This is a genomic window from Bacillus sp. J14TS2, assembly GCF_018333015.1.
Taxonomy (GTDB): Bacteria; Bacillota; Bacilli; order Bacillales; family Bacillaceae_C; genus Lederbergia.
In genome coordinates this window covers 321,888-335,903 of sequence record NZ_BORE01000001.1, presented here as the reverse complement: position 1 = coordinate 335,903, position 14,016 = coordinate 321,888, and the positions used below count along the sequence as shown (strand labels likewise).

The 14,016-nt window shown below is 39.7% G+C and carries 12 protein-coding genes and 1 riboswitch; of the genes, 8 read left to right on the top strand and 4 right to left on the bottom strand.

The genetic code is table 11. The features are described from left to right. Positions 1-247: 247 nt before the first annotated feature. A complete protein-coding gene (locus KI375_RS01370; protein ID WP_212971753.1) occupies positions 248-964 on the bottom strand; it encodes an RsfA family transcriptional regulator in 717 nt (238 codons plus the stop codon). Between the two features lie 400 nt (positions 965-1,364). Here KI375_RS01370 and KI375_RS01365 point away from each other — a divergent pair, with 400 nt between their 5' ends. After that, positions 1,365-2,666, top strand: a complete 1,302-nt coding sequence (locus tag KI375_RS01365; RefSeq protein WP_212971752.1) for an HD domain-containing protein — start codon at positions 1,365-1,367, stop codon at positions 2,664-2,666. A gap of 53 nt (positions 2,667-2,719) precedes the next feature. Then, positions 2,720-3,229: a YwgA family protein gene (locus tag KI375_RS01360; RefSeq protein WP_212971751.1), complete on the top strand. Its 510-nt coding sequence runs from the start codon at positions 2,720-2,722 to the stop codon at positions 3,227-3,229. Positions 3,230-3,439: 210 nt separating this feature from the next. Here the strand turns inward: KI375_RS01360 and KI375_RS01355 are convergent, their stop codons facing one another. Beyond that, complete coding sequence (locus tag KI375_RS01355; protein WP_212971750.1) at positions 3,440-3,628, bottom strand: 2-hydroxymuconate tautomerase; 189 nt, start codon at positions 3,626-3,628, stop codon at positions 3,440-3,442. A 153-nt stretch (positions 3,629-3,781) separates the two neighbouring features. On the opposite strand from KI375_RS01355, the gene KI375_RS01350 reads away from it, so the two are divergent. Then, the gene (locus KI375_RS01350; RefSeq protein WP_207446444.1) at positions 3,782-4,447 is read left to right on the top strand and encodes a site-2 protease family protein; all 666 of its coding nucleotides are present in this window, start codon (positions 3,782-3,784) and stop codon (positions 4,445-4,447) included. Between the two features lie 9 nt (positions 4,448-4,456). After that, positions 4,457-4,981, top strand: coding sequence for a YwhD family protein (locus KI375_RS01345; RefSeq protein WP_212971749.1), 525 nt, complete (start codon positions 4,457-4,459; stop codon positions 4,979-4,981). A 535-nt stretch (positions 4,982-5,516) separates the two neighbouring features. Here KI375_RS01345 and KI375_RS01340 read toward each other — a convergent pair. Then, positions 5,517-7,517, bottom strand: coding sequence for a transglycosylase domain-containing protein (locus tag KI375_RS01340; RefSeq protein WP_212971748.1), 2,001 nt, complete (start codon positions 7,515-7,517; stop codon positions 5,517-5,519). Between the two features lie 237 nt (positions 7,518-7,754). Between KI375_RS01340 and KI375_RS01335 the strand changes: the two genes are divergently transcribed. After that, positions 7,755-8,198, top strand: a complete 444-nt coding sequence (locus tag KI375_RS01335) for a YwiB family protein (protein WP_212971747.1) — start codon at positions 7,755-7,757, stop codon at positions 8,196-8,198. Next, on the top strand, positions 8,195-9,865 hold the full coding sequence (gene argS, locus KI375_RS01330; protein ID WP_212971746.1) for an arginine--tRNA ligase: 1,671 nt from the start codon (positions 8,195-8,197) through the stop codon (positions 9,863-9,865). The genes KI375_RS01335 and argS overlap by 4 nt, the downstream gene beginning before the upstream one ends. A gap of 511 nt (positions 9,866-10,376) precedes the next feature. On the opposite strand, the gene cls is transcribed toward argS, so the two are convergent. Continuing rightward, the gene (gene cls, locus KI375_RS01325) at positions 10,377-11,573 is read right to left on the bottom strand and encodes a cardiolipin synthase (protein WP_212971745.1); all 1,197 of its coding nucleotides are present in this window, start codon (positions 11,571-11,573) and stop codon (positions 10,377-10,379) included. 139 nt (positions 11,574-11,712) lie between these two features. Then, positions 11,713-11,894, top strand: a riboswitch (cobalamin riboswitch). A 111-nt stretch (positions 11,895-12,005) separates the two neighbouring features. On the opposite strand from cls, the gene KI375_RS01320 reads away from it, so the two are divergent. Beyond that, complete coding sequence (locus KI375_RS01320; RefSeq protein WP_212971744.1) at positions 12,006-12,998, top strand: ABC transporter substrate-binding protein; 993 nt, start codon at positions 12,006-12,008, stop codon at positions 12,996-12,998. After that, a complete protein-coding gene (locus KI375_RS01315; protein WP_212971743.1) occupies positions 12,961-14,016 on the top strand; it encodes a FecCD family ABC transporter permease in 1,056 nt (351 codons plus the stop codon). The genes KI375_RS01320 and KI375_RS01315 overlap by 38 nt, the downstream gene beginning before the upstream one ends.

The window sequence follows — 14,016 nt, the reverse complement described above, 5'->3', positions numbered from 1 at the left end:
GTACGCAGCTAAACAGTCGCCTTCCGCTTTTCTTTGTCCAGCTCCAGTGCCTAGCGCTTAGCAAACTTTCAGCTTCTTCCTACGATAAGTCAACATCGATTCGTCCTTCGTCCTCATCGTGTTTCCTTTATCTCAGGGCTACAGGATGTAGGTCAGAACAGTGTTGCGCCAGGACGGCGCGTCTTTAGCTGTTCAACCTTACTATGAAAGTTTGTACAGCGCTGAACAGGCACTTCCGCTTTTCTAGTTACTCGGCCATTTTTTCTAGGTTGCCGTTTCGGTCCATTTTAAAGGATGTTGGGGGAGCTTCTTCTTCATCAAATAAGACTAATTTTCGAGCACGGTTTAAAATTTTCATTAGGGTCTCATAGTCTTCCTGCATTGTGACGGAGTTGTCCTCCAATTTGGCAACTTGTTTCTGAAGAGTATTGTTTTCCGCCTCTACGTCGCGGAGTTGCTTTTTCAATCTCTCATTCTCTCTTTGTAAAATTTCTTGTTGGAAACCAGAACTTTGCAAAGTTTGTAGGTATGAAATGATCTTTTGCATATTCAGATCGCCAGTCGGTTCAACTGGTGCTGGTAAAAGATTTTCTTGAAAGTTAGTAGTCTCTGCTCTCGTTGACTCACCATTTAAGATTTCGAATGCTTCATCCATTTCCATATCTGCCTCATCGAGAAGCGTCATAGGTGGCTGATAAAGCAGTTTCTTTTTGCCGCTTTGCTCTTTCCCCATAACACGATGACGTTGCTTGCGCTGTTTTTTAGCTAAATCCAATGCTTTTTCATATTGGTGACGAACAACAGCATTCCACCTGAATCCACATGCAGCAGAGGTGCGATTTAATTTATCCCCCACTTCTTCAAAAGCATTTAACTGTGTACTTCCTTCGCGAACATGTCTTAACACCGTTTCTGCTAGCAATAAATCATTCTCTTCTGTCCAAGCGTCTTGTCTTGTTTTCATTCTCATCATCTCCTATTTTTTTCTCCCAAAATTAATTTTTCTTTTCAAGCATTTGCTAGTTGCAAAAAGTTATGATTTAGTAGAAGTTATCTCGAGATTTGCTAACTTCATTTCTGTTAGAATAGACAAATGCTAACTTCTTTGATTAGTACTATCATGGACAGATCAAATCATTTTTATACAAAAATAAAAAATAATGATGAAAATAATTGTAAATCGTTTGCAATCCATGTGTGATTATTAAAAAAACGTGAGGAAGTCTGGACAGTTGCGCAATCAATTCTTTGTTTTCAACCTAAATGGATATCTTGGATTATAAGTTGATAGGAAATCGGGACTTTATATAAGTATCTAAAGCCGCTATAATAAAATTATGCTAGATAGGAAGAGGGCCAAATCAATGGATCATTCCAATTTAAAATTAAGTGAAGAGAAGGTATTTAAAGACCCTGTTCATCGCTATGTTCATGTACAAGATCAAATTATTTGGGATTTGATTGGAACAAAAGAGTTTCAACGTCTACGACGAATTAAACAATTAGGGACGACTTATTTAACCTTTCATGGGGCAGAGCATAGTCGTTTTAATCATTCACTTGGGGTATATGAAATTGTACGTAGAATTGTGGATGATGTCTTTCAAGGACGTCCAGAATGGAACGAAAATGAAAGGTTGCTGTCATTATGTGCGGCACTTTTGCATGATCTTGGACATGGACCATTTTCGCATTCATTTGAGAAGGTGTATCATACAGATCATGAACAGTTTACAAAGCAAATTATTTTAGGCGATACAGAGGTCTATGCCGTTTTACATAAAGTAAGTGCCGATTTTCCGCAAAAAGTTGCGGATGTAATTGGAAAAACATATCCTGATAAGCTCGTCATTAGCTTGATATCCAGTCAAATTGATGCTGATCGTATGGATTATCTGCAACGAGACGCCTATTTTACAGGCGTAAGCTACGGGCATTTTGATATGGAACGAATCATGCGAATTATGCGGCCAACAGAAGACCAAGTTGTGTTTAAAACAACGGGTATGCATGCAGTAGAAGATTATATTATGAGTCGCTATCAAATGTATTGGCAAGTGTATTTTCATCCAGTTACGCGTAGTGCTGAAGTGATATTGACTAAAATATTGCAGCGAGCAAAGGCTTTATATCAGGATGACTATCAATTTAAATATTATCCTACTCATTTTGTTTCCTTATTTGAAGAAAAAATAAGTTTAGAGGATTATTTAAAATTAGATGAGCCGGTGATCCTTTATTATTTCCAAATGTGGGAAGAAGAGAAAGATGTGATTTTGCAAGATTTATGTTCTCGATTTATGAATCGGAAATTATTTAAATATGTGGAGTTTGACCCGTCAAAACAGTATAAACTGCTGGGACAGCTAGAGGAGCTATTTAAAAAAGCGGAGATTGATCCTGATTATTATTTGGCGGTTGATTCCTCCTCCGATTTGCCGTATGATTTTTATCGGCCAGGGGAGGAAGAGGAGCGTCTTCCCATCCATTTATTAATGCCTAATCAGGAACGCCATGAACTATCTAGGGAATCCGCTATTGTAGAAGCGATATCCGGCAAAATGCGGACAGATCATAAATTATATTATCCGCGTGAACTCCTGCTAGATGACTCAAAGCACCGAGAAGTGAAGAAGCAAATCTTGTCCATCTTAGAAAAACATTGATTATCCTCTGAAAGAACGATTGAAAAATAGAACCAGGAGTTGATTCGTTTGCCATGCTAAATGATCATCAAAGATTAATGAATGTATTTGCCTTATCTGGAGAAGTAACGGGACGGAAAAAATTACAAAAAATGATCTACATAGCGAAGAAAATGGGCTTTCCATTTCAGGAAAAATTTGAATTCCATTTTTATGGACCCTATTCTGAAGAATTGAGCTTACGCGTTGAGGAACTATGCAATTTTGGTTTTTTAGATGAAATGAAAGAAGATAAAGGTGGATATTCTCAATATAAATATAGAATGACTGAGAACGGTAGCGAATTTTTAGAAGAATACAATGTGAAAGTTCCACATTTAAAAGAGTGCTTGTCCAGTATGAATGAGCAAAGTGCCCGTTTTCTTGAGCTTGTCTCAACAGTGCTTTATTTTGAACAAGATCCACGTGAAGAAGTTGAAGAGAAAATTCAGACGCTAAAGCCAAAACAGGGGTACACAAGTGAGGAAGTTGAGGAAGCCTACCAGTATATTGCAATGTTAAGAAAGACAAAAATATCTTTGTGAAGTAAAAGAATATTGAATGAGAAAAGACAGCAGGAAGCCATTAAGTCGAACTGCTGTCTTAAATTTTAAAAACGGTAGAGGGAGCATAAATAGCTTCAGCAGCCTAGCAAACTTTCCGGTTTCTTCCTACGATAAGTCAAGATCGACTCGCATTCTAGGCTTATCGTGTTGCTTTTACCTTTAAAAGTTTGTAAGTCGCTAAACGGTTTTCTAATCTTCATCACTTAAGCGTTTTCCACCAACTGCATAATGATTTTTACTCATTTCTTCAATAAAGACGACAATCTTTTCTTTTGGAGCTCCAGCTGTCTCACTTACAGCAGCTGTAACCTTATCTACAAGGGCCTTTTTTTGTTCTTCTGTTCGACCTTCAAGCATTTTTACTGTCACATAGGGCATTTCGATCACCTCATCTCAAGTTATGTACACCTAAAAGTGTATTCCTTTTGTGATTTTGAATCAATACCCGGAACAGATTGTATGAGGTTTATCCAAAATTTTTGTATAATATGAAGCAAGCGTAGATATTCTTAATAATGAGGAGTTGGATATGTGGAAAGGTTTCTAGATAGTTTTTTGCGTTTTCCGTTAGAACAATTGCCACTGATTGTGGTGGTTTTATTGATAGCTTTTACAGTACATGAATTTGCCCATGCCTTTACAGCTTATAAATTAGGAGACAATACAGCGAAGGAGCAGGGAAGACTGACACTCAACCCGATTCAGCATCTAGATCCCTTGGGAACATTATTGATATTAATTGCTGGCTTCGGCTGGGCCCGTCCTGTGCCAGTTAATCGATATCATTTTAAGAATCCTCGTGTAGGTGGAATCTTTGTTTCCCTTATGGGACCAATTAGTAATTTTATCCTCGCGATTATCGGCACAGGTATTTTCTACATATTGGTTGTAACAGGAGTTGCCGGATCTTTACATCCACTTGTAATTCAGTTTTTTAATCTGTTTATTTATTTTAATGTACTATTATTTGTTTTTAATTTACTCCCGCTTCCACCTTTAGATGGATATCGGATTTTGGAAGATCTTTTGCCAACGAAGGTGAGGGCAAAGATGACGCAATTCGAATCATTTGGCGCTCTTATTTTCTTAATTTTAGTGATTACGCCGTTAGGGAGATATACGATCTATCCGATTATTAATACGGCGATTCCCTTTTTCATTCAAAGTATCCAACGAATGTTTTCGATATTTTTTTAGGAGGTTTAAATGATGGAGCCGAATAAGCGCAAGGTTGAATTTAATATATTAAAAAACGATCCTGTTGATGGACATAAAGGATATGGAGTTGGATCGCTTAGTTTAGAAAATGTGACACCTTTATTGATTGATGTGGCAGAAGGGGAAGTTTGGATTGATCCTCAGGTTATGCATGCTCGCAGCAAAACAGAGCGTGGAGTGAGATATGTTCAATCATTAGAGGAGTTGCTCTCTCAATTCCCTGAAGAAGACACGAAAAAATATTGGGTAATCTGGGTGGTTTTAGATCGGAAACCTGAAGGGCCATGTTACTCAGGAGTGTCTGCGTGTGAATTATATATCAATCGACCTGCACGCAGAGGATATAAATCAATGCCCCAGCACGTCAATTACATGGATAAGGCGATGAAAGGAAAAATTATTGTTGACCATATGGACCAAGAGTCGCGACTCAAACTAGGGGAATTTTTACAACAATACGATGGCGAGATATGGGAACGAACAGAAGAAGAAGTAAAGAAAGCTTTTCTTTAAAAATAGAATCCTTGATGAAATAAAGTTAAACTTCAATCAGTGGGATTTTCTTTCATCCCCACTGATTTCAGAAGATCAAAGGCTAAATTCGCGACATCCTGTCGGCCCGAATAAATCGGGCTTTTACTGGCTGTTGATCCCCCACTTACAATTCTAGGTTTTCCACGAATTCTTGAAGTGGGAGTCTTACAGCCAGTTAGTGCAGGATAAAATATTTCGCTTGGACCTAATCGTTTTCCTTGCCGTTTTATACAAAAATAAGTAAACTAACATATGGTTTGCACAGCAAACTAGGACAAAGCAGGAAAAGCGGAAGGCGCCCGTTTATTGGCGACAAGCAAATGTTCTGAGACAAAGAAAGGCGTTCTTTGCCTTTCATTGTCTCAGGTTATTTGACCTCGAGCCGATGGCGCCTGGAGCTGGACAAAGAAAAGCGGAAGTCTCCGCTTTCGCAAGACGACCTCGAGGCCGCACACCTCGAGGTTGTTTTGTTACTCTATTTATCATTCGGTAAAATCCGGGGCGTTCCAGACACCTAAAAAGGGCCTCCTAAAAGATGTTCGGTGCAAACTTCCTCTGGTGCAGTGCCTTTGAGGAAGTAGGTGAGCCTGAAGGTTGGGCACATGTCGGTGGCCCATAGGCCATTTTCCGGATCCATTGGAACAGCTTCTACGCCTGAAGGTGGTTTGAAGACATGTTGTTCTTCTGATTGCTGGTCAATGGATTGTTCCATAAATTGAAGCCAAATGTTTTTGGCGTATAATTTATCAGCGGTTAACGTGATTTCTTCTCCTTGGTCATAACCTGTCCAAACGACAGAGGCTAATCCTGGAGTAAAACCCGCCATCCAGTAATCCGTATTTGTAGATCCTGATTTCCCTGCATAATCTCGACTCATTTTTCCGGTCATAGAGGCTCCTGTCACGGAGGCGTATCCGTTTAAACGATGATCGAACATGCCCATCATCATATGACTCATGACAAAGGCCAATTGCGGATTTAAGACTTGCTCTTGGTCAGGCTTTGCTTCATAAAGGATGTTTCCATTTCGGTCTTCTACCCTTGTAATAAAAATGGGATCCACCTTTTTGCCGCCATTCGCGAGCATACTATAGCCATTGAGGAGCTCCGTTACTTTTAATCCAGATGTTCCTAAAGCTAAAGAAGGTACAGGCTTCATTTCAGATTTGATACCAAATTGTTTAACTGTATTGGCGAGAACATTCGCACCTAAAAATAAATGTGTTTTTACAGCATAGATATTATCTGAGACGGCAAGCGCTTGTGCCATCGTAATTTCATCATCCGCATAATGATTATTAAAATTATGAGGCGTATATTCGGATTGTCCATGATCATATTTAAAGGTTGTCTTCTCGCTCCGAAGTTGAGTAGCGGGGGTAAAGCCATGCTCTAAGGCTGCGTAATATAGGAACGGTTTGATGGCTGAACCTGGTTGCCGTATCGCTTGGGAAGCTCGATTAAACGAACTTTCATTGTAATCCCTTCCCCCGACCATAGCTGTTACGAATCCAGTTTGCGGATCCATTGCCGCAAACCCCACTTGAATATCTGATGAATCAGGTATCACCTTTTCGACCACATCTTCCGCTATTTTCTGTTGTTCCGTATCTAGGGTGGTGTATACTTGCAGACCCCCCAAAGCAATGACTCTTTCATCTAATCCCGCCGTTGTTGTTAACTCTTTTTGGACCATATCATAAAAATAGGGAGCCATATCAGCTCGATGATGTGGGTGCTCGCCTACAAAAGTTAATGTTTCATTGAGCGCTTCTTTTTTCTCATCTGCTTGAATATAACCATTTTCCTGCATGGCATCTAAAATAAGCTTTTGCCGCTTTTTCGCTTTTTCTTCCGATTTTAATGGCGAATAAATATTAGGTCCTTTCGGAATACCCATTAACATAGAAGCTTCTGCAAGGGTTAACTCTTTTGAACTTTTGCCAAAATAAAATTGACTGGCAGACTCGATCCCATAAGCCCCATGTCCAAAATTGATTGTATTTAAATAGCCTTCTAAAATCTGATCTTTATCGTAATGGAATTCCAAACGTGCCGCATACATCGCTTCCGATATTTTCCGGCTCCATGTTTTATCCATTGTTAAAAAAAGGTTACGAGCATATTGTTGCGTGATCGTACTGGCGCCTTGCACCTTTTGTCCGGCCTGTATATTGGCTAAAACGGCTCCAGCAATTCTTTTAAAATCAAAACCGTGATGTTGATAAAAGGTTTGATCTTCAATAGAAATGGTCGCTTCCATGACAGCAGGAGAAATATCCTGACTTCCCACCCAATATCTGCGTTCCCCATTATGACTCTCACCAAAAACTGTTTCGTCTGAGGTATAATATAAGGTTGATTGCGGAATTGTTAACGGTGGCGGCCCAAGGATTTTAAGATAAATAATAAAGGATATCCCCATAATTAAAATAAGGCCGACCATCAATAATACAATATAAGATAGCAACCGAATATTTCTCCACTTTTTCCGCATTTTTATTTCTGCTTCCATGAACCCACCTCCTACATTCTAGCAATCTCCTATCAACCAGTATGAGGAAAGCTTCCCAGTTTTATTCATGGAAAATGGATTTTTTTTGCAAATTCCAATCTTGCTAGTAGAATGGACTTTCACTAAAATCTTTCTTATAATAGAAAAGTTACTAATTACATGGAAATCAGGATTACTTAGGGATGTTTTTTTACTAGCTAGTTTCGTACATAAAATGTATTAAAGGTTGTGCTTTTTTTGCTAATTGACACACAAACACCCATAAAGATTCACTTAACAACGAAAATTAAACTGGATCAAGACGAAGAAACGTATGAACTAACAGTTTTTGGCCGCCATTATCAAAAAGGTGATACGATTTATTTAAAATATGATGAAGTACAAGAGCAGGGGACGGTCCATACTGTTGTAAAAATCACCAAGAATGAAGCATTCATTTTACGAACAGGCCTACTTAAAATGCGTTTGAATTTTAAATTGAATGAAGAAAAAAGAGGCTCACATGAAAGTGAGCTAGGTACCTTGTTTTTAACAACAAATACAAAACAATTGACACATCATGAGACAAATGATCATTGTGACGGTCAGTTACATTTGGCTTATGAGCTTTCAATGCAAAATACGTTAGCCGGTTTTTACGAGATGAAGATTGTCTATGAGGAGGACGAAGTAAACAAATGAATATCGTAGAACAGATGCAAGAGAATTTAAAAAGCGAGATTCGGGCAGCTATCTTAAAGGCAGGACTTGCCGAAGCGGAGCAACTGCCAGAAGTGATGATTGAAGCCCCGAAAGATCAAGCACATGGGGATTATTCAACAAATATGGCGATGCAATTAGCAAGAATTGCGAAAAAAGCGCCAAGAATGATTGCCGAAGAGATTTCAGCTCATTTCGACCGCTCAAAGGCTTCGATTGAAAAAGTAGAAATTGCCGGTCCAGGATTTATTAATTTTTATATGGATAATCGCTACTTAACGGACATTGTGCCGCTTATCCTTAAGCAAAAGGATGAATATGGATCCTCTAGTGCTGGGGGGGGGCAGAGTGTTCAAGTGGAGTTTGTCTCTGCTAACCCAACTGGGGATTTACATCTTGGTCATGCACGCGGAGCGGCAGTAGGCGATGCTTTATGTAATATTTTTGATAAAGCTGGTTATCAAGTGACACGAGAATATTATATTAATGATGCTGGGAATCAAATTAATAACTTAGCTTATTCTGTGGAAGCTCGTTATTTTCAAGCTTTAGGACTGGAAAAGGATATGCCAGAGGATGGTTATCATGGAAAAGATATTATTGAGCTTGGACAAAAGCTAGCAGCAGAAAAAGGGCAGCAATATGTGCAAATGGATGAGCAGGAACGATTTGATATTTTTCGTCAGTATGGATTGGACTATGAACTTGCGAAATTGAAGAAGGATCTAGAAGATTTTCGAGTAACTTTTGATGTGTGGTACTCGGAAACCTCTTTATACGAAAACGGGAAGATTCTCCCTGCTTTAGAAAAGTTAAAGGAAAAAGGCTATATATATGAAAAGGACGGGGCCACTTGGTTCCAATCGACTGCCTTTGGTGATGATAAGGATCGGGTATTGATTAAAAAAGATGGTAGTTACACGTATCTGATGCCAGATATTGCATACCACTTAGATAAGCTAGCTCGTGGATATGAGCAACTGATCAATATTTGGGGAGCTGACCATCATGGTTATATTCCGCGAATGAAGGCAGCGATTGAAGCATTAGGATATGAACCGGGTCGACTTGAAGTAGAAATCATTCAACTTGTACAGTTATATAAAGACGGCGAAAAAATGAAGATGAGTAAACGGACAGGGAAGGCCGTCACAATGCGTGATCTTGTTGAGGAAGTAGGCCTAGATGCCACTCGCTATTTCTTTACAATGAGAAGTGCGGACACCCACCTTGATTTTGATCTCGATTTAGCAGTCGCTGAATCGAATGAGAATCCTGTTTATTATGCCCAATATGCACATGCTCGCATTTGCAGTATTCTTCGCGCTGCCGATGAGCAGGGTTTTACCTTTGATGAAGATACACCGGTTGATATTCTTGTTAGTGAAAAGGCGATTCACTTATTAAAGCAGCTTGGGGAGTTTCCACAAATTATTGCCGATGCTGCTGAGAAGAGAATACCACATCGAATTACGCATTATATTTATGAGTTAGCCTCTGTTTTCCATAGTTTCTATAATGCTGAAAAGGTGTTAAATAAGGAAAACAAAGAAGAAACAGCGGCAAGATTAGCCCTTGTGAAGGCTGTGCAGCTTACACTGAAAAATGCTTTAGCACTGATTGGTGTTTCAGCACCAGAAAAAATGTAATAAGAAAAGCGGAAGGCGACTGTTTAGCTGCGTACAAACTTTCATAGTAAGGTTGAACAGCTAAAGACGCGCCGTCCTGGCGCAACGCTGTTCTGACCTACATCCTGTAGCCCTGAGATAAAGGAAACACCATGAGCTTGAAAAGCGAATGGATGTTGAATTATCGTAGGAAGGCACCGAAAGTTTGCTAGCAGCTAGGAGCCGAAGCTGGACAATGAAAAGCGGAAGGCAGTTATTCAGGGGGGGACAAGCAAATATACTGGACTCGCCTCCTACCAACTAAATACTAGCCAGTTTACTGTTCATTCTTCTTCGATAAGTAGAAGCCCAGACAAGCACTTGTCTGGGCTTTAAAAATGTGTCTCCATTTATATCGAGGTTGGGACAAAAGTGTTTTCATCAAAGGAAAAAACGAACTAGTATGGTGTATATCCTCGCTTCGGAAATATCCTTCGCTAAGGAAATACATTGTTCGTTGGAGCTTAACGTTTAGTTATGCCCGAGCCGGCATTTACATCAGTCCTTTCACTAGCCAACCAATCCCTTCCTTTACGCGAACGAACCAGCCTACTTGATTGAGTCCATGAAGGGAGAGCGCCTCTGATTGCTGAATATCTTGTTCAAATGTATCCTTTGCGTGTGCGATGAAAGGTTTATCGTAAATGAAGCAGGTCATCTCACTATTTAGAAAAAAACTGCGATTATCAAAGTTGGCTGTACCAATGCTACATAATTGCTCATCAATAATCATAATTTTCGCATGATAAAATCCTTTTTGGAATTGATAAACAGCACCACCTAGGGCTAAGAGCTGGCGTAAATAACAAAAAGAGGCCTCTTTTACGATCGGGTGATCAGCTGTATTGGGAACAAGAACTTTTATCTGTACCCCTCTCATCAACGCTTTATTTAATTCAGTCAGAAGATCTTTAGGAGGAACAAAATAAGGTGTGCCGATTGAAATGGAGTGCTCCGCCTGTCTAATCAGTGAGCGCCATTTCTCATCCATTTTTATCCCTTCAGTAGGAAAGATTTGATATTTCATTTTTCCATTCGCTGTAGGATTATTAGAAACATGGGGGAGTGGTTGTCCAGTCGCTTTTTGCCAGTCAAAATGAAACTCTTGCTGCAAGTCCTTAATCCCCTTACCTTCTATCCGAATATGATAATCACGCCAAGGTGATAGTCCTGGTTTCTGATCAATGTACTCCATTCCGACATTATAACCACCTAAATAACCAACCGCCCCATCAATAATCGTTACTTTTCGATGATTACGTTGTTGAAGTGAATACAAAGGAAACAGCCAGTTAGGTCGATGACAGAAGGCGACTTCTATCCCATGTTGTTTGGCCTCTTTGATCCAGCTTCTAGGGACCTTCCAACTGCCAAGACAATCTAAAAGAACTTGTACTCTAATCCCTTTATCAGCTTGTTTCTTTAATATATTAAAAAAAGTTTGGCTTAATGAGTCATCTTTCACAATATAAAATTGCACTTGAATGGTGGATTTGGCCTTTTTTAAATCGGCAAAATAAGTAAGAAATAAATTTGTTCCAGTGGTAATCAGCTGTATCCGGCCATGTCGGATGGGGTATTGCCTTATCTCGATCTGATTAAGAAAATGGCGTCTGCCTAAATAATAATTGATAAAGGCTAGGCCTATGAGAATAATAATAATGAAAATGCCTATCATTACAAAACCCATCGTATATCCCCCTTCGATTTCTTAATTTCCCCCTTTATGGTAAAAAGATGTTCGTTTTTTAAAAAAGATGTATAATGAATGGGGTAGAAAATTACATATTTAGTATCGGTGTCGAAAATAAGCCTTGTGTGCTCGTGCGTTACTGAACAACCGCCTTGCGCTTTTCTTATTTTCGACTTAATAGGGAAGTTGGTGTGATTCCAACGCGGTCCCGCCACTGTAAATGGGAGCTGCTACAAAGTCCACTGTGCATATTCGCATGGGAAGGGGTAGTAAGTGATGATCATAAGCCAGGAGACCTGCCGATGCTATTTGTCAATCAACCTACGCGGATGGGGAGAGAGGAAGTAGCGAAAAAATTTTGCTCTCTGCATAACTCAAAGCATCTCCAGTAGGCGATGTTTTTTATTATTTTATATGGGGGAAATTTAGATGAGAAAATGGAATATCAATTTTATAGCTATTATTTTGCTACTATTTACGTTACTAACCGGCTGCGGAACGAATGCAGAACCAAATACAAAAAATTCAGAAGGAAATAAGGAGCAAGTAACAGAGGAGCAGACGACAGAAGAAGCTGCTTATCCAGTGACGATTATAGATGCAACAGGGAAAGATGTGGAGATCAAAGAGGAGCCGGAACGGATTGTTTCCTTAATGCCAAGTAATACGGAGATCGTATTTTCATTAGACAAAGGAAATGACGTGGTCGGTGCGTCTACCGAATATGATAATTATCCTGAAGAAGTGAATGAGATCGAAAAAGTGGCCGCTAATTTTGAATTAAATGTTGAGAAGGTACTTTCCTTGGAACCAGACCTTGTACTTGCTCATGGTACCAACCTTGCAACATGGGAAAGTGGACTCAAGCAAATAGAAGATAGTGGGGTCACAGTATTGGTGATCGAGGACGCACAAAGTTTTGAATCAGTCTATGAAACGATTGAAACGATTGGTCAGGCGCTTGGAAAATCAGATAAGGCGAGCGAGCTTATTGAGAATATGCAAGCACAGTTAGCAGAGATTACAGAGAAGTCGGCAGAGATTGCTGATGATCAGAAAAAAGCAGTCTTCGTTGAACTTCAACCAGCACCAGAAATATTCACGACAGGTCAAGGTACATTCATGAATGAAATGTTAGAAAAAGTCGGTGCGATAAATACTGTGACAGAGGACGGGTATCCTACTTTAAACGAGGAAGCTGTCATTGAAAGTAATCCTGATGTGATCATTGTCAATTATAGTTATATTGAAAATGCAGTAGATCAGGTGTTACAGAGATCCGCTTGGAATGAGGTAACTGCGGTCAAAGAGGCACAAGTATATCAAGTGAACGAAGATCTTGTAAGTCGCTCAGGTCCGCGGATTATTGAAGGAGTAGAGGAGCTTGCTAAAACCATTTATCCAGAAATATACGGAGAATAAGTTAAGCATTTCATATTGCCTTGCGATCGTCTTTTTGGTGATTACATTATGTCTTGGTATAGGTGTCGGGACAGTACAAGTTTCTTTTAAGGAGATGATGGTTATTTTTAGCCATCATCTTCTTCCTCTTTCCATTCAAGCTGATCCTTTGCTTGATAATATTGTCACCAATATTCGTTTGCCGCGTGTCATGCTTGCCGGGTTGGTTGGAGCATCCCTTTCATTGGCAGGGGCTGCTTTTCAAGGATTACTGAGAAATCCGTTGGCCGACCCATATACTTTGGGGGTCTCTTCCGGTGCTTCGGTTGGAGCAGTCGTGGTGATTTTTTTTCAAATCAGTCTTCCATTTGTCGGTTTATTAACATTACCAATCGCCAGTATTGTTGCGGCCTTTATTACAATTTTTATTGTCTTATTTTTTGCTCGTAAAATTGAACCTGGAATGCGAGTAGAGACGATTATATTAACAGGCATTATCTTTAGTTCATTTTTGGGCGCCTTCCTCTCCTTGATTATTGCTTTATCTGGACAAGAATTAAGACAAATTATTGGCTGGTTGTTAGGGAGTGTCTCCATGCGCGGCTGGAGTTATGTTTGGATCATTCTTCCGTTTTTCCTTATTGGTGCTTGCTTATTGTTAGTAAATACCCGTGAACTAAATGCGATGTCGTTTGGTGAGGAGCAAGCGCAGCATCTAGGAGTCAATGTGGAAAAGCGCAAAATGCTTGTTTTATTTGCCGGCTCTCTACTGACTGGAGCGGCCGTCGCTGTTTCGGGCACCATTGGCTTTGTTGGTTTAGTTATCCCGCATGTAACAAGATTATTATGGGGGCCTGATCATAAACATTTATTGCCGTTATCCATGTTTATCGGGGCCGGCTTTTTAATTCTAGCTGACTTAATCGCTCGGACGATTATCCAACCAGCGGAGCTTCCGATCGGAGTCATTACAGCCATTTTTGGAGCACCTGTTTTTGCCATGGTTTTGATGAGACGAAAAAGAGAAAGTAGAGGATAA